General features: G+C 73.5%; 14 protein-coding genes. 1 reads left to right on the top strand and 13 read right to left on the bottom strand.

What is annotated here, in order from left to right:
* Positions 1-9: 9 nt before the first annotated feature.
* The 9 genes from ACIBK9_RS19215 to ACIBK9_RS19175 all read right to left on the bottom strand — a co-directional run bounded on the left by ACIBK9_RS19215 (position 10) and on the right by ACIBK9_RS19175 (position 9,388).
* Complete coding sequence (locus ACIBK9_RS19215) at positions 10-672, bottom strand: hypothetical protein (protein WP_397159765.1); 663 nt, start codon at positions 670-672, stop codon at positions 10-12.
* Between the two features lie 25 nt (positions 673-697).
* Entirely contained in the window at positions 698-1,489 is a 792-nt protein-coding gene (locus ACIBK9_RS19210) for a BTAD domain-containing putative transcriptional regulator (protein ID WP_397159763.1), read from the bottom strand.
* Between the two features lie 14 nt (positions 1,490-1,503).
* Positions 1,504-4,581, bottom strand: coding sequence for an amino acid adenylation domain-containing protein (locus ACIBK9_RS19205; protein ID WP_397159761.1), 3,078 nt, complete (start codon positions 4,579-4,581; stop codon positions 1,504-1,506).
* 17 nt (positions 4,582-4,598) lie between these two features.
* The gene (locus ACIBK9_RS19200; RefSeq protein ID WP_397159759.1) at positions 4,599-5,267 is read right to left on the bottom strand and encodes a hypothetical protein; all 669 of its coding nucleotides are present in this window, start codon (positions 5,265-5,267) and stop codon (positions 4,599-4,601) included.
* 97 nt (positions 5,268-5,364) lie between these two features.
* Positions 5,365-5,601 carry an Lrp/AsnC ligand binding domain-containing protein gene (locus tag ACIBK9_RS19195; protein ID WP_397159757.1) on the bottom strand — a complete coding sequence of 79 codons (237 nt, stop codon included), beginning with the start codon at positions 5,599-5,601 and terminating at the stop codon, positions 5,365-5,367.
* 34 nt (positions 5,602-5,635) lie between these two features.
* Positions 5,636-6,271, bottom strand: a complete 636-nt coding sequence (locus tag ACIBK9_RS19190) for a hypothetical protein (protein WP_352324698.1) — start codon at positions 6,269-6,271, stop codon at positions 5,636-5,638.
* Positions 6,268-7,041, bottom strand: a complete 774-nt coding sequence (locus ACIBK9_RS19185) for a HisA/HisF-related TIM barrel protein (RefSeq protein ID WP_387676165.1) — start codon at positions 7,039-7,041, stop codon at positions 6,268-6,270. The genes ACIBK9_RS19190 and ACIBK9_RS19185 overlap by 4 nt, the downstream gene beginning before the upstream one ends.
* 11 nt (positions 7,042-7,052) lie before the next feature.
* Positions 7,053-8,072: a zinc-dependent alcohol dehydrogenase family protein gene (locus ACIBK9_RS19180; RefSeq protein ID WP_397159755.1), complete on the bottom strand. Its 1,020-nt coding sequence runs from the start codon at positions 8,070-8,072 to the stop codon at positions 7,053-7,055.
* 65 nt (positions 8,073-8,137) lie between these two features.
* The gene (locus tag ACIBK9_RS19175; protein WP_397159754.1) at positions 8,138-9,388 is read right to left on the bottom strand and encodes an FAD-dependent oxidoreductase; all 1,251 of its coding nucleotides are present in this window, start codon (positions 9,386-9,388) and stop codon (positions 8,138-8,140) included.
* A gap of 194 nt (positions 9,389-9,582) precedes the next feature.
* On the opposite strand from ACIBK9_RS19175, the gene ACIBK9_RS19170 reads away from it, so the two are divergent.
* Positions 9,583-10,437, top strand: a complete 855-nt coding sequence (locus ACIBK9_RS19170; RefSeq protein ID WP_397159752.1) for a universal stress protein — start codon at positions 9,583-9,585, stop codon at positions 10,435-10,437.
* 28 nt (positions 10,438-10,465) lie between these two features.
* Here the strand turns inward: ACIBK9_RS19170 and ACIBK9_RS19165 are convergent, their stop codons facing one another.
* The 4 genes from ACIBK9_RS19165 to ACIBK9_RS19150 are packed head-to-tail and all read right to left on the bottom strand — an operon-like array spanning position 10,466 to position 15,436.
* Entirely contained in the window at positions 10,466-11,746 is a 1,281-nt protein-coding gene (locus ACIBK9_RS19165; RefSeq protein WP_397159750.1) for a pyridoxal phosphate-dependent aminotransferase, read from the bottom strand.
* Positions 11,730-12,590, bottom strand: a complete 861-nt coding sequence (locus ACIBK9_RS19160; RefSeq protein ID WP_397159748.1) for an arylamine N-acetyltransferase — start codon at positions 12,588-12,590, stop codon at positions 11,730-11,732. The genes ACIBK9_RS19165 and ACIBK9_RS19160 overlap by 17 nt, the downstream gene beginning before the upstream one ends.
* Before the next feature lie 9 nt (positions 12,591-12,599).
* Positions 12,600-14,036, bottom strand: coding sequence for an amidase family protein (locus tag ACIBK9_RS19155; protein ID WP_397159746.1), 1,437 nt, complete (start codon positions 14,034-14,036; stop codon positions 12,600-12,602).
* Positions 14,033-15,436: an aspartate aminotransferase family protein gene (locus ACIBK9_RS19150; protein WP_397159744.1), complete on the bottom strand. Its 1,404-nt coding sequence runs from the start codon at positions 15,434-15,436 to the stop codon at positions 14,033-14,035. Before ACIBK9_RS19150 ends, ACIBK9_RS19155 begins: the two co-directional genes overlap by 4 nt.
* Positions 15,437-15,454: the final 18 nt, after the last annotated feature.

Below are 15,454 nucleotides of genomic sequence, written 5' to 3'. Positions count from 1 at the left end.
CCCGCAGTGTCAGCCGGCCGACACCGCTCGCCAGAAGTACCCCATGACGTCGCGCATCACGTCGCTGAGGCGCAGCGCCTCATCCGGATCGTCGCCGGCGTCGAGCCCGGCCTGGATGAAGGCGACGGCCGACGCGCTCAGCCCCTCCGGCTCACTGCCGTAGAAGGCCACCGCCTCCTCGGGCGCGCCGCTGCCGGAGCTGCGCAACCAGGCGCCCAGCTCGTCGGAGGTGGAGAAGTACGAGCGGACGTCCACCAGCGAGGCGGCGCCCAGACCGGCCCGGTTCGCGTTGAGCGCGAGCCAGCTCAGGTAGGAGCCGTAGGCGTAGGCGGTGAAGCCCTCCGCCCGGCCGTCGGCTCCGGTGCGCGGTTCGATGGGCAGGACGCGCGCGCAGTCCAGGAGTTTCGTCCGGGCGCGCGACGCCATTTCCTGCAGGCGCAGGCAGTACACGTCCTCCGGTTTGCCGGTGAACCTGGACGCGGCCAGCGCGTAGGCGGCGAGTTCGGTGCGGTTCAGCCGCACCTCGAATTCCAGCAGCCGCCGCAGATCCGCCGGCGTGAACCGGTCCGCGCGCAATTTCGCGGCGATCGGATTGTCGATCGGGTTTTCCGCCGTCCGCCGGTCGATCTCCTGCACGAGGGAGACGGCGTCGAGCCTGCGATCGGTCTTCATATCGGTTTCTCCTTGTCTGGTCCGGCTATTTGGTGGATCGATTGAGAATGGCCAGCATTTGCCTTTCCAGCGCGGGCGATGGGGACAGCCCGATCTCTTTCGCGAAGGACACGCGGGCGAGCTGGTAGATCCCCAGCGCGTCGGCGGGACGGCCCGCGCGATGCAGCGCGACCATCAGCTGTGAATAGAGCCGTTCTTCGAGGGGGTTCTGCAGCACCAGCGCCTCCAGCTGGGGGATGATCTCGACGTGCCGGCCCAGGTCGAGGTTGATCTCTATGAGGCTGGCGGTGGTCAGCATCCGCCGGCTCTCCAGGAGCTGCGCGGCCTGGTCCCTGATCGGGCCGCGCGGCACGTCCTGCAGCGCCGGGCCGCGCCACAGCGCCAGCGCCTCGCGGAGGAGGGCGACGGCCTTGTCCGGCTCGGCCGACTTCAGGGTGTTCGCCGCCGCGTCGAGCTTTTCGAAGCGCACGGCGTCGATCGCGTCGGCCGGAACCTGGAGACAATATCCGGGATAGCGGGTCTGCAGGGATATTTGCATTCCGCGCTGTTCCCGCCAGCGCATGATGGACATCCGCAACCGGGACGCGTGCGCGTGGAGCGCGTTCGCCGCCTGCTTGGGCGGGTCGTCCCGCCACAACTCGGCGACCAGGTCCTCGACCGGGACGACGTCGCCGTGCCGGAGCAGCAACGCGGCGAACAACGAGCGTTTTTTCGGGCCGGCTATCTGAATCCGGTCTTCATCGACCCTGACTTCCAATGGGCCCAGAATGTCAAATGAGATCATCATCGCCCGCATCGATTGTGCCGCGCCCGGCAACTGTAAATGTTAACTTATCCACGGGAACCGCGCGGAGAATGTGTTTCCTGGGATGCTGCTGTGCTTTGATGCAGGTAGCCGGTTTCGCGCAGCCATCCGATATAGAGGTCGAGCAGTCCGGCGTCCACGGGCGGGCAGGCGGCCGGCACGTCCGGGGCCGCCTCGGCCAGGTTCGTGAGATCCGGCTCGGGCAGGGCGCCGGCGAGCTGCCGGGCCGCCACTGAGCCGTCCACGGCCTGCTCGCCGGTGAGCAGAGTGAGGTACCCGGCCAGCGGCGCGGCCGGGTCGGCGGCGCAGAGACGTTCCATCTCCCGCACCCAGTCGTCCCTGGAGGTGACCCGGACGGGGTAGCCCTGCCGGCGCAGCCGCTCGACCAGCAGGGGCAGTGCGGCGGGGCGCGGGTTCGCCAGATGGTAGACGCGGCCGCGCGCGGGCGCCCCGGCCAGCAGCGCCACGACGGCCTCGGCCACGTAGTCCACGGGGACGAAGTCCAGGCGGAGCGGCACGTCCGGCGCGAGCCCGGTCTCGGCGATCGCCTTGATCACGGCGACCATCATGGTGCCGGTGTTCCACACGCCCCGGTCCCGGCTGCCGGTGATCTCGTACGGCCGGTAGAGGGCGACCGGCAACCCACGCCCCGCGGCCTCGGCCAGCAGTGCCTCGGCCACCCATTTGGTCTCCGCGTACCCCTGCCGCAGCCGTTCCGGACGCGGCAGCGGATCGTCCTCGCGCACCCGCCCGCCGGCGGGCGGCCCGTCCGCGGCGGCGAGCACGTCCACCGTGGACACGTGGTGGAAGGGGCGCGCGCGCCCGCCGTGGGCGGCCAGGCGGACGAGCGAGCGCACGCCGCCGACGTTGACGTCCTGGAGGCGGGAGTAGGGATAGACGAAGTTCACCCTGGCGGCGGCGTTCAGGACGACGTCCGTGCGGCCGGCGAGCCCGTCCAGCTCCGCCGCCGTCAGCCCCAGGCCGGGCCGGGCTAGGTCGCCGGGCACCGCGGTCACCCTCGTGTCGAGGTCCGCCGTCGGCAGGCCGTACCTGCGCAGGGCCGCGCCGATCCGGCGGATCCCGTCCTCGCCGTCCGCCGCCCGCACGAGGCACGACAGGCGCAGGTCCGTGACGTCGAGCAGCCGCCGGACCAGGAAGGCGCCCAGGAACCCGGTCGCGCCGGTGACCAGGATCTCCCGAGGGGGCGCCGGGTCCGCCGGGCCGAAGCGGAGGCCGGGGTCGAGCCGGGCCTCCCGGGCGAGGTCCACGGCCCGCTCGCTCTCCATGCCGTCGTCCGCGCCCCTGCGCAGGGCGGCGATCCGGGTGGCGAACGCCTCCAGCGACGTGGAGTCCAGCAGCGCGCGCACCAGCGCGGGGCCGGGGAGGCCGCCCATCCCGGGGCGGGCGCGCAGCGCGGTGACGATCTGGACGGCCTGCAACGACGTGCCGCCGAGCTCGTAGAAGTCGTCGGCGCGGGACTCCACCGGCGTCCCGAGGACGGCCGCCCACACGTCGGCCGCGCACCGCTCGACCTCGCCCCGCGGCGGGTCGGCAGGCCCGGCCGGCGGCTGGTCGCCGGCCCCGGCCAGGGCGCGCGTGTCCACCTTGCCGCTGCTGTTCAGCGGCAGCTCGTCGGCGACCGCCACCCGGCCGGGGACCATGAACGCGGGCAGCCGGTCCCGCAGGAACGCCCGCACCCGCAGCGCGAAGGACCGCCGGTCCTCCGCCCGCCGCGGCACCGCCCACGCCACCAGCGCCCGGTCGCCCCGCCCGGACTCCCGTACGGCCACGGCGGCCTCGCGCACCTCTGGATGGGCCGCCAGCTCCGACTCGACCTCGCCGATCTCCACCCGGTAACCGCTGACCTTGACCTGCCGGTCCAGCCGGCCCAAAAAGTCCAGCACGCCGTCCGGCCGCCAGGCCGCCCGGTCGCCGGTCCGGTACATGCGCGCGTCCCCGCCGAGGAACGGGTCAGGCAGGAAACGTTCGGCCGTGCGCTCCTCGTCGCCCACGTAGCCGAGCGCCACGCCGTCGCCGCCGACGTACAGCTCCCCCTCCTCACCGGGCTCGCAGGGGCTGCCGTCCTCGCGCAGCACGTAGCAGGTGGAGTTGGCGATCGGCCGTCCGATGGGCACGCGTTCGGCGTCCGGCGGCAGCCCGGTCACCTCGTGGGCGGTGGAGAACGTGCCGTTCTCCGTGGGGCCGTAGCCGTTGACCAGGTGCTCGGGCGGGCCGGCGGCCAGGACGCCGCGCACGCAGTCGGGGTTCAGCACGTCCCCGCCCGCCACCAGGTAGCGCAGCGAGGAGAACATGCCGGGGTCGGCGAAGCCGAGCTGGTGGAACAGGCCCGCGCTGAGCCACAGCACGGTCGCGCCGCGCTCGCGCAGCTCGCGGGCCAGGTCCGGCGGCGACAACAACGCCTCGGGCTCGGGCACGACCAGGTGGGAGCCGTTCAGGTGCGCCCCGAAGATCTCGAAGCAGGACACGTCGAACGTCGGGTTCGTGGTGGCCAGGACGACGTCGTCGGGGCCGAACGCGGCGCAGTCGGTGCCCGTCGCCAGCCGGACGGGCCCGCGATGCGGTTCGGCGACCGCTTTCGGGACGCCGGTGGATCCGGAGGTGAAGATGACGTAGGCCGGATCGGTCGCCGCGGCCACCTTCGGCGGCAGCGGTCCGGCCTCGGGCACCGGCCCGTCCAGCAGCAGCACGTGCCGCGCGTCCGGCAACGGACGCCGGTGGGCGCGCGTCACGACGTGCTCGACGCCCAGCCGCCGGGTCAGCTCGCGCAGCCGGGCCGCCGGGTCCTCGGGGTTGAGCGGGACGTACGCGCCGCCCGCCTTGAGCACGGCCCAGATCCCCACGACGGCCTCGGCCGAGCGTTCCACGGGCAGGGCCACCGGCGTCCCGGCCCGCACGCCCTGCCGCCGCAGCACCCTGGCCAGCGCGTCCGCGCGGCCGGCCAGCTCCCGGTAGGTCAGCGTCCGGCCGCCGCCGGTCAGCGCGGGCGCGTCCGGGGTCCGGGCGGCCTGGGCGTCGAACAGCTCGGGCAGCACCGCGTCGCGCGGGTAGGGCCGCGCGGTGTCGTTCCATTCCTTCAGGCTCATGTGGGGTCCTCTCCAGCTCAGCCGGTGTGCGCGGCTGCCTTCCAGAAGCTGCCGATGTGCTCCTCCAGCTGCCGGGCGCGGGTGATCGCGGTGGCCTGGTCCTCGCCGTTGCGCAGGCCGTGCTCGACGACCTCCAGCGCCCGTCGTTCCAGCTCGTCGGACTGGCCGCCCTCGTAGTAGTCGACGAACTCCTGCGGCACGTCCAGCCCCTGCTTGCGCACCGCTTCGAGCAGGGCCTGGCAGCCGGGGAAGTAGACCGTCATGTCCGTGTGGAGGGCCAGCGCGTTGTCGGCCTGGCCGCCGTGCAGCGCCAGCCACGAGACGCAGCCGTTGAACGCCTGCGCGTCGGGCCCGGACGGCCACCGCCCCGCCGCGTCCGGGTCCATGCCCAGCGGGCCGACGCAGGCCAGCAGCTTGGGGTGCGCGTCGTACACCAGGCGGGCGACGTCCAGGTAGAGGCCGACGACGGGGCTGTCGGAGAAGCGGGCGATCACGGTTCCGTACGCGGCCAGCTCGGCGGTGTGGCACTGCAGCTCGATCCCGACGAGCCGGCGCAGGTGCTCCAGGGTGAGCCCGCCGACCTCGGCCAGGTCCAGCAGGCGGTTGCCGACCGGAGAGCGGTCGCGCAGCCGTTGGAGCTCGGTGACGGCGGAGGTTGCCAAGGCGAGCTCTGCGGTGGCGGTCATGGTGAAGCCTTTCTCTTGTGCGAACCTGTCTGCGTTCCCCGAGGCCGTGACAAGGGCCTGACGCGGGCCTGACATCCGGCTGCCGTGCCGCGCGGCCCTAACCGAGCAGCGTGCGGACGATCAGCTCGGCGGCGAGGTCCTGCCCGCCGGCCTGGCGCAGGCGCGCCATCGTCCCCTGGAGCTGCGCGCCGTCCTCGCAGGCCACCTGCACGGTCAGGTCGAAGTCGCCGACGACCACGTGCGCGCCGACCACGCCGCTGATCTCGCGCAGCCTTCGCTCGTAGTCGCGTGTCGTCACCCCGGGGGCCAGGCGGACGTGCACGTCCGCCCTCATGCCGGGCTCCTGCCGTGGCGTCCGGGCCGTCCCCTCACGTGCGGGCCGCCGCCGTCCAGAGCAGGGCCATGTACCTGTCGCACAGCCGGGCCGCGCGCAGGGCCTCGCCGGGGTCGTCGCCCCGGGCCAGGCCGTCGTCCACGACCGCCGCGGCGTCCTCGGTCAGCAGGGGGTCGGGGCTGTTGCCGTAGTAGGCCGTGAACTCCCCGGGCACCGTCACGCCGTGCTCGTCCAGCAGCCGCACCAGCTCGACGGCGCCGCCGTAGTAGACGCCGTCCGGGGCCGAGTACAACGACAGGGCCATGGCCGCCTGGCTGCCGTGCAGTGCCAGCCAGGAGACGTACCCGCAGAAGGCGTGCGCGGCCAGGTCGTCGCCGAGGTCCGGCGGCTCGCCCAGGCGCTCGGCCACGACGGCGAGCGCGGCACGCGCCTCGTCCACCAGCCCGGCCACCTTGAGCAGGAAACCGGCGGCCGGCGGGTGCGGGAACTGGGTGAGCAGCTCGCCGTAGGCCACGAGCTCGGCATGGTGGTAGGCGCGCTCGATCGCGACGAGGCGGCGCAGGTGGCCGACGGTGACCCGGCCGTCGGCCGCCAGGGCGAGCAGCGGGTTGGGCGGCGGCGACTGCGCCCGGGCCCGCGCCAGCTCCTTGATCAGCGTCTCGGCGGTCATTCCGCAGCGCCTTCCGCCGGGTTTCTGAGGCCGCCCTTGTCGAGGAACTCGTGCGCCTGGGTCATCGTGGCCTGGCCGCTGTGGAAGAGGTTGTTGACCAGGGCGTGCCGGGCGCCGCCCGTCGTGAGCCCCTCGTACAGGTGCTCGACGGCGCCGGCGCCGCCGGAGGCGATGACCGGGACGCCCACCGCCGAGGCGATGGCCGGGGTCATCTCCAGGTCGTAGCCGTTGCCGGTGCCCTCCTGGTCGAGGCTGTTGGCCAGCAGGCGGCCGGCGCCCAGGTCGGCCAGCATCTTCGCCCAGACGACGGCGTCCAGGTCGGTCTCCTGCTCGCCGCCGCGGATGGCGACGTTCCAGCGGCCGTCGCCGGCGCGGGCGACGTTCATCACGCCCACCACGCGGCCGGATCCGTGCCGCTGCACGAGCGTGTGCAGGACCGACGGGTGCTCCACCGAGGTGGTGCTCAGGCCGACCGCCGCCGCGCCCGCCGCCAGCAGGGCCTCGGCCGCCTCGATCGAGGGCATGTAGCCGTTGTCCACGGTGACCCAGAACGTGCCGCCCGTCCCGCTCAGCGCCTGGATCAGGGGCAGGAACGTCTCGTGCTCCGTCCATGGCTCCTGCACGTCCACGAAGATCGGCCCGGCGCCGTCGCGCAGGTAGACCGAGGCGATCTCGACGGCGTCACCGGGATCGGCCAGACCGGGGATGCCCGAGGGGGGCGTCGCCCTGCCGCCGGCCACGTCGATGCACGGGATGATGAGGTCGTTCATGATGTCCTTTCTCATTCGGATCGGGGGTCGCCGACCGGCCCCGGGGCGGGGACGTCCGGTCGTCGTTCGGTGAGCAGCACCTTTCCCTCGCCGCCGGTCCGGGCGCTGTGCCGCACCGCCGCCCTGACCTCGGGCAGCGCGTACCGGCCGGCCACGTCCACGCCGGGCCAGCCGTCGGCGACGTCCGCGACCACCTCCTCGGTGAGGCGGGCGCGGTCGTGCGGCTCCAGCGCGGCGAGCCGTTCGGGCAGCCAGAACCCGCGCACGGTGAGGGAGGAGAAGATGACCTGGCGGGACGGCAGCGGGATCGGCTCGCCGGACAGCGCCCCGAACACGACCAGCCGGCCACCGGGACGCAGGCAGTCCAGCAGGCCCCGGCCCACCTGGCCGCCGACCGAGTCGATCGCGGCGGCCGCCCCGCCCGACGTGACGGCCAGCACCCGGTCCACCCACGGGCCGGCGGAGACGTCGATCACCTCGTCGGCCCCCAGCAGGCGCAGCGGCGTCACCTGTTCCGGCCGCCTGACCAGGTGCAGGCACCGGATCCGGCGTCTGGCCGCGTAGGCCAGGACCATCCGGCAGACGGCCGACGCGCCCGCCGACAGCAGCAGCCACCCCCCGGGCGGCACGTCGAGCTGGTCCACCAGCAGGCGCGCCGCGAACGGGTTCACCGTGAGCTGGCAGGCGACCTCGTCGGGCATGGCGTCCGGGACCGGGATCAGCTCGGCGGGCGCGGCGCTGACGTAGTCCTGCCAGGTGCCGGTGGCGGCCACGGCGACCCGCGCGCCCTCGCGGTACGTGCCCGCCCGGTCGGCCCGCTCCACCACGCCCACGCCCTCGAAGCCCGCCGACGAGGGGAACGTCGCCTCTCGTCCGTACTCTCCTCGCACGTACATGAGGTCGGAGGGGTTGATCGGCCGGGTGGTCATCCGTACGAGCAGGTCGTCCGGCCCTTTGACGGGGACGGGCACGTCGTCCACGGACAGGACGGCGGCGGGGTCACCGTGACGACGGAACCGCACGGCGCGCATGACATACCTCCTTGCCTCGGTCGGATTCGTCTCGGTCGGACTTGTCTCGGTGGGACTCGCCTCGCTCAGACGGACAGGAGCTGCGCCAGGCGCGGCGAGCGCGGCGCGAGCCTGCGGGCGACGGCGACCGCCGACCGCACGGCCGACTCCTGGCTGGAGACCCACGTGGTGTACTGGCCGGCGAGGTGCAGCCCGCCCCGTCCCTGCAGCGCGTCGAGGCGGCGCTGCGCCCGGACGGCCGCGGGCGTGATGAGCAGATGCCGGTAGTCCTCCCGCAGGATCACCTGCCTCGGCAGGCGGTCGCGGTGGGTGAGCTGGCTCTTGAAGACCTCGACGCCCCTGGACGGGCCGAACCAGTCGGTGCTCTCGCTCCAGCCGTCGTGCACCTCGAACGCGCTGGTCGACCAGTGGGCGCGGCTCTCCGGCAGGTACGCGGGATCCAGGTGCAGCGCGTACGTCGTGTCCACCGGCTCGAAGCCGGCCAGGACGTCACGGACCTCCTGGGTGCCCGCCAGCGGCCCGAGCAGCCGCACCGCCTCCCACGGCGGCACCGCGAGGACCAGCTCGTCCACGACGTGCCGCTCGCCGGCGGTGTCGAGGAGCTCGTAGCGCCCGTCCGCGCGGCGTACCTGCCGCACCCCGGCCGCGGTCCTGATCCTGGCGGCGGGGGCCCGCGCGGCCAGGGCCCAGGCCGTGCTCTCCAGCCCCGGGAGGAGCTGCTGCCATCTCGGCTCGCCCGCGGTGTTGACGTAGAAGGCGACGGCGGCGCGGGCCGAGAGGGTCTTGGCCTGTTCGAGGCTGCAGCAGAACAGGAAGGCGGGGCGGGCGTACAGCACGTCCCGTTTGATCTCCTGGCTCACCGGCAGGGGCTCGACCAGGTCGGCCAGCGGTCGTTCCCAGCTGACGTCCTCCTTGTCCCATTCGGTGGCCCGCTGGAGGAAGGCCCCGACCGCCTGCCAGGCCGCCCCGAGCCGCTCGTCCCGAGGCCAGGACGGCTCCGGGGTGTGCGGGCTGACCAGCAGCGGCTCCCGGCGTCCCGCCTTCAGGACGGTGAGCGAGGCCGGCAGGTCCACGAACTGCTCGTCGCCGTACCCCAGCAGCTCCAGCAGCCTGCGATGTGTGGGGAACAGGTCCGGCGAGATGTCCTGGGCGCCGAGGTCGAGTGTCGCCTCGCCGCCGTCGGCGCGGACGCGGACCGACCGCATCGTGCCGCCGACGCGGTCGCGGGATTCGAGCACCACGGTCTCGCAACTGTCGGCCAGGAGCCAGGCCAGGGTGAGCCCCGACAGACCGGCTCCGACGATTCCGACGCGCATGTCATTTCACCTTGAGAAAGCTAGAGGGGACGTGCTCCGGTAGCGCGCCATTACCCGTCGCCCTGGAGATCGCACGGCGACTTCCGGAGCAATCGCCAGGCGTACGGCTGATGTCAGCGCGAATTCAGGGCCATGTCAGGAATGCGTGGCAGCGAATTGTCCGGCAATGCCTGCGCGACGAAGGAGGAATTCTTATGAACGGGCCGTCGAACAGGGCTCCTGTGGTGGTCGGCGCCGACGTGTCCGCGCCTTCGTCCGTCGCCCTGGAATGGGCGGCGGAGGACTCGATCCGCCGGAAAAGGCCGTTGCGGATCGTGCATGCCATGGATTTGGCCGGATATTTCGCGGGGCCTCCGGCGGCCAAGGCGTTCGCCGCTCCGATGATCGTCGAGTCGGCGTACGAGATCGCCGTGGGGGTCGCCGCCGACGCGCTGGCCCGGGTCCGCGGCAGGCGGCGACCCCCGGCGGTGACGGCGCACGTCGCGCCCGGTGCGCCGGCGGCCGTCCTGCGCGACGCGGGGCAGGACGCCGTCGAGATCGTGATCGGCCACCGTCCCCGCAACGAGGTGATCGACCTGCTGTTCGGCTCGGTCGCCCTCGCGCTGGCCGCCAGTGCCGACGCGCCGCTGGTCGTGGCCAAGCGCGCGACGGCACGCCCGTACGACGACGTCGTCGTGTTCCTGGAACCAGGGCCCGCGCCGGACGCCCTCCTCGGCTACGCCTTCCGGACCGCGTCCGCGCACGGCGTCCGGCTGCGCGTCCTACGCGCCGGCTCGGCCGCCGGGCCTTCGCTCGGCAGGTGGCGGCGGCTGCATCCGGAGGTTGGGGTGCACGAGCAGCGCTGCGACGGGGACGCCCGCTCCGCCCTCCTGGCGGCCTCGGTCGCGGCCCGCCTGCTCGTGGTGGAGTCCCGGCGTCCGCTGGGGGTTCTGGCGTGGCGGCGGCCGTGGGGGCTGGCCCGGCTGATCCGGCGCTCGGCGTGTCCGGTGGCGATCGTCCCCACCCTGGCGGACTCCCGGCGGCTCGGGTCGTCCCCGGCGGCGCCCTGAGCGGCCGTCCGTACCGCGGCGGCCGGTGTCATGCCCAGCCGAGTCCGTGGCGGGCCAGGCGGTCGAGCGCCTCGTCGAGGATCGGCCGAGGGTGGCCGAGGAACAGCCGCACGTGGGCGTGGCCGTCGCCGGGAGGGCCAGGGGTGACCATGCTGCCCGTGCCCGGCAGGACGCCTGCCCGGTCGAGGCAGAGACGGCGATAGCCCTCTTCGCCGCCGGTCTCGTCCACGTACCGGGGCGGGACGCGCAGGCGCAGGTAGGACGTGCATTCGCCCGCGTGGCAGGCGTGCCGGGGGAAACCGAGATCGGCGGTCAGGCGTGCGGCGGCGTGCCGGCGGGCGTCGGCGTAGTGGGCTCGCATGGCCCGCAGATAGATCTCGCAGGCGGGGTCGCGCAGCCAGCGGGCCATGGCGGCCTGGAGGGGCAGGCCGCTGCCGTAGGAGTGATGGTGCTGCAGCGCCGCCAGGGCCGCCAGCGTTCCCGGATGAGCGGTGAGAGCGCCGATGCCCCAGCCGTTGCAGTGGAACTGCTTGCCGAGCGTGCGGACGGCGAGCCAGGGCGGCGCGCCCCGCGGATGCCGCCCGATCTCCGCCAGCAGGATCTTCAGCGTGTCGGTGGGCCGGACGTCCGGGTCGTGAACGGCGTAGTAGGCGTCGTCCACGAGGACGGCGGCACGGTGGTCCAGGGCCGTGGCGATCATGGCCCGGACGGTTCGCGCGTCCCAGTTCGCGGCGGTGGGGTTGTGCTGGGCGTTGAGCACCAACAGCGGGCGGCCGGTCGCCGCCGCTCGTTCCAGCTCCGCCGCCACCTGGTCAGGGACGGGCTGGTGGCCTTGCTCGGCATCGACCGCGTAGTACCGGACACGGCACCCGAGAGGCGCGAAGACCCCGGGGTAGTCCCATCCGGGCGCCGGGACGAGCACGGTGGGCGGCGCCGCGCCGTCGCGTACGAGCAGCCGGCCGAAGTCGAACATGGCAGCCCGGGTGCCGTCCTGGCTGACCGCCACGTCGTAGTCGGCCGGGCCTGACGGGGGCGGCAACCGGTGCGTGGTGGCGATGTGCTCGGTCAGCGCGCGTCGCAGGTCGGGCAGCCCGTACGGCGAGAGCGTGTAACCATGGCTCAGATCGGGCAGCCCCCGCGACAGGGCGGCCACGAGGCCGGGAGCCGCCTGTGTCCAGGTCTCCCCCAGACTGAGATAGATGAGGCCGGCCGGATCGCCGCCCGAGCTCCGGTAATGCTCGATGAGGCGGGCGTCGCCCAGCGGGTTGGCCAGCCGGCCGCTGTCGAGGACGTCATGTAGCGCGTGCATCGTGTCTCCTGCCGTGCGCCTCGGATGTCGCCGCGACCCGTCGCCGCAGCGCCGCCAGTTCCTCTTCGCGCAGGACGATGCCGAAGGCGTTCAGCACGTCGGGCAGGCCGTCGGAATCCACCGAGCTCTCCTCGACGTGCTCCGCGGTGACCCGCGTCAGCGTGTGACCGCGGAGCTTCAGCCGGGTGGCGCCGGACAGCCGCTGCAGGTACAGCTCCCGCTTGAGCATCGAGCGGGGATGCGTGCTGAGGTAGTGGTGCGCGACGGCGAAGTCGACGGGCGGGCGGGCCTCCAGGCTCAGCAGGTACAGGCATTCCCACTCCCCGTTCCGGTTCACCTCCACACGACACTGGTGGTCCCGGTGGGTCCGGACGCGGAACCCGCGCGAGCCCTGTGCGGTCACCTCGCCCGGCCGCAGCGGCAGCGGGTCGAGGAAGCCCTCCTCGCCGAAGCCCACATCGCACAGCCAGGCGTCGCCGTCGGCCAGGACCCGCAGGGCCATGTGCGTGCGGGGGCGCGGGCCACGGCCGCCGAGGATGACCCGGGCCGCCAGGCGGTCCACGCGGAAGCCGAGGCGTTCCAGGACGCAGCCGAAGAGCAGGTTGTGCTCGTGGCAGCAGCCGCCGCGCGGCCGTCGGCACATCTTGTCCACGATGTCAGGGACGTACAGGCTCGGCGTGCGGTCGAGGAGCAGGTCGATGTTGTCGAACGGCAGCGTGGTGGCATGGGCCCGGTGCAATCGGGTCAGCAGGGACGGTCCGGCGGTGCCGGGCAGCGTGCCGGGACTCACGCGGGCCAGATAGGCGGGCAGGTCGAGCGTGTCGGTGTCCCACAAGTCGGACACGGCTCCTCCTCAAGGGGCGCGGTGGGCGGGGCCGCCGGCCGGTTCGGCGGAGGAACGCCAAATCCCGGCGCATCGCGCGGCCAGTGCGAGCAGAAATCTGTCGGTATGGGGCGGGGTGTCGAGGAGCAGCCCGACAGGCAGCCCTTCGGGGGTCGTACCGGCGGGCAGGCTGATCGACGGCCAGCCCATGACCGCGGCGAAGGCGGTGTTGCGGATGTAGGAGAGGAAGACCGGCTCGGGCCGGTCGAGCACGCTGACCTCGGCACCGACGTCCGCGGGCGCGGCGGGCAGGATGGTCGTGGGCGACAGGAAGGCGTCGGCCCGGTGCTCGCGCAGCAGGCCGGCGGCTGCGCCGGCGAGGTCGTCCTGAACGCGCAGGGCGTGCCGGTAGCGCTCGGCGGGGACCACTGGGCCGTGCAGCAGTGGAGCGAGCACGTCGGCCACGTCTGGGCTGGCGATCCGGCGGATCAGTTCGCCGGGGTCGCGGCAGGTCTCGCAGCGGGCCAGGTAGAAGGCCAGCTCGTGCCAGGTCTCGTGCAGCGGCACCGGCAGCGCGGCCTCGCCCAGCAGGTCGGCCGAATCGTGCAGGTCGACCTGCACGAGGTCGGCTCCGGCGGACCGCAGCTCCCGCAGACAGCCGGCGGCCACGGCGGCCACCCGGGGGTCCAGCCCCGTCCAGGCCGGCCGTGGCAGCAGGAGCCGGATCCGCCCGTCAGGGGGCAGCGGTGCCCGCGGGTACGCGTACCGCTCTGCCGGGTCCGCGGCCAGGAGGCCGTCGAGGAAGGCGACGTCCGCCAGGTCCGTGGCGACGACGCCGACGGTGTCCCGGGTCCGGGAGATGCGCAGGACTCCGGCGGCCGGATAGCGACCGGTGGTCGGACGCATGCCGACCAGGCCGCAGAGCGCCGCCGGGATGCGGACCGAGCCGCCGGTGTCCGTGCCGAGTCCCGCCGGGGCGAGCCCGGCGGCGACGGCCGCGGCCGTTCCCGAGCTGCTGCCGCCGCAGATGTGGCCGGGGACGACCGGGTTGCCCACGGTGCCGAAGGCGGCGTTCTGGCCGGTGACGCCGTAGGCGAGCTCGTGCATGCCGGTCTTGCCCAGGGCCAGGGCGCCGGCGCCGGCCAGACGCCGCCACACCTCCGCCGAACGGCCGGGCCGATGGCGGCTCAGGGCCGGAGTTCCGGCGGTGGTGGGCAGGAGGGCGACGTCGATGTTGTCCTTGACGGCGAGCGGGATGCCGTGCAGGGGACGGCGGGCGGCGGGGTCAGCGCGATCGGCGGCCCGCGCCGCGGTCAGCAGGCGGTCGGCGTCCAGGGTGACGAAGGCGTTGCACGAGGCGTGCTCGGCACACCGATCCAGGATGTCGCGTGCGTGTTCCTCGCAGCTCAGACGGCCCTCGCGCAGCAGTCGCGCGGTCAGCGCGAGCGAGCGGTCAGGACGACTCATGGCATCGCCGGAGCAGGCGCCAGGAGATCCGGATGGCGCTCGGCCAGGTAGGGACGCAACGTGTCGAGGGCGTGGGCGAAGGCGGCGGCGAAGGCGGTCACGTCCGCGTCGTCCATCGGCAGGCCCAGGCACAACAGGCCGTGCCGGGCGGTGAGGAATCCCTGGTTGAGCAGGTGCAGGTGGAGCAGGGCACGCAGGTCCTCCCGTCCGTGCCGCAGGGCGGCCGTCGCGGCGGCATCACGGGGCCGGTCGGCGCCGAAGTGGAAGTAGCCGAGCGAGCCCGCTCCCACGGCGTGGCCCGCGATGCCGCGCTCACGGGCGGCATCGTCCAGCAGGGCACGCAGCCGTTCGCCCATGGCGTTGAGCCGGTCGATGTCGTCGGGGCCGAAATGGTCGAGCGCGGCGATGCCGGCGGCCAGCGAGAGATTGTTGGCCCCGAACGCGCTCGCATGGTAGACGGGGTCCCGCCCGGACGGGTCGAAGATCGCCATGACGTCGGCCCGGCCGCCGAACACGCCGATGGGCAGCCCGCCGCCGATGATCTTGCTGAAGGTGGTGAGGTCGGGCCGCAGGTCGTGGCGGACCTGCCAGGGGCCGATGCGGAAGGTGGCGCACTCGTCCAGGATGAGCAGCACGCCCTCCTGTTCGGTGGCCGTCCGCAGGCCCTCCAGGTATCCGGGCTCGGCGGGCACTCCGCCGCCCACGCCGAGCATCGGCTCGACCAGCACGCCCGCCACTTCGCCGCGGCAGGCGCGCAGCACCCTGCGGACGGCGTCGAGGTCGTTGAACGGAACGGTCACCACGCACTCCAGCACCGCGCGCGGCACGCCTTGGGCCAGGCGGGCGTCGGGCAGGCCGGGAAGTCGCTGCGGGAAACGCGGACCGGAGGTGATGAAGGCGCTGACATGGCCCCAGTCGTGGGTGCCGTGGTAGCCGCCGTCGATCTTGACGATGAGGTCGCGGCCGGTGAAGGCGCGTGCCGTGCGGATGGCCCACATCGTCGCCTCCGTGCCGGAGTTGCAGTAACGCAGGCGTTCCAGCGCGGGGACCCGGGCGCACAGCCGCTCGGCGTGCTGAATCTGCAGCAGACTGGGACCGCCGGGCGCGGTGCCCCGCCCGACCTGCTCGCGCACGGCGGCCACCAGGGCGGGATGGTTGTGCCCGTGGACCAGCGCGCCGTAGTTGGACAGCACGTCGAGATACCGGTTGCCGTCCACGTCCTTGACGTGGGCGCCTTCGCCCTCGTCGAAGTACAGCGGGTACGGCGTGTAGGTGATCATCGAACGTGTGTCGCCGCCGGGCAGCACCTCCGCCGCAGCTCGGAAGGCGGCCCGTGAGGAGGGGCTGCGGGCGGCGTAGTCGTCGAGAATGGCCTGGGCCACATGGTCGGCGTCGGACATGGTCTTTTCTCCGTTCGA

It is taken from the genome of Nonomuraea sp. NPDC050227 (assembly GCF_044459705.1).
Classification (GTDB): domain Bacteria; phylum Actinomycetota; class Actinomycetes; order Streptosporangiales; family Streptosporangiaceae; genus Nonomuraea.
This window is presented reverse-complemented; position numbering and strand designations above follow the sequence as displayed.

Bases quoted from the DNA above. Each gene is read 5' to 3' on its own strand.
- ACIBK9_RS19165 (WP_397159750.1), bottom strand. From the start codon at position 11,746: ATGCACGCGCTACATGACGTCCTCGACAGCGGCCGGCTGGCCAACCCG.
- ACIBK9_RS19205 (WP_397159761.1), bottom strand. From the start codon at position 4,581: ATGAGCCTGAAGGAATGGAACGACACCGCGCGGCCCTACCCGCGCGAC.
- ACIBK9_RS19185 (WP_387676165.1), bottom strand. From the start codon at position 7,041: ATGAACGACCTCATCATCCCGTGCATCGACGTGGCCGGCGGCAGGGCG.
- ACIBK9_RS19175 (WP_397159754.1), bottom strand. From the start codon at position 9,388: ATGCGCGTCGGAATCGTCGGAGCCGGTCTGTCGGGGCTCACCCTGGCC.
- ACIBK9_RS19150 (WP_397159744.1), bottom strand. From the start codon at position 15,436: ATGTCCGACGCCGACCATGTGGCCCAGGCCATTCTCGACGACTACGCC.
- ACIBK9_RS19180 (WP_397159755.1), bottom strand. From the start codon at position 8,072: ATGCGCGCCGTGCGGTTCCGTCGTCACGGTGACCCCGCCGCCGTCCTG.
- ACIBK9_RS19195 (WP_397159757.1), bottom strand. From the start codon at position 5,601: ATGAGGGCGGACGTGCACGTCCGCCTGGCCCCCGGGGTGACGACACGC.
- ACIBK9_RS19200 (WP_397159759.1), bottom strand. From the start codon at position 5,267: ATGACCGCCACCGCAGAGCTCGCCTTGGCAACCTCCGCCGTCACCGAG.
- ACIBK9_RS19190 (WP_352324698.1), bottom strand. From the start codon at position 6,271: ATGACCGCCGAGACGCTGATCAAGGAGCTGGCGCGGGCCCGGGCGCAG.
- ACIBK9_RS19155 (WP_397159746.1), bottom strand. From the start codon at position 14,036: ATGAGTCGTCCTGACCGCTCGCTCGCGCTGACCGCGCGACTGCTGCGC.
- ACIBK9_RS19215 (WP_397159765.1), bottom strand. From the start codon at position 672: ATGAAGACCGATCGCAGGCTCGACGCCGTCTCCCTCGTGCAGGAGATC.
- ACIBK9_RS19170 (WP_397159752.1), top strand. From the start codon at position 9,583: ATGAACGGGCCGTCGAACAGGGCTCCTGTGGTGGTCGGCGCCGACGTG.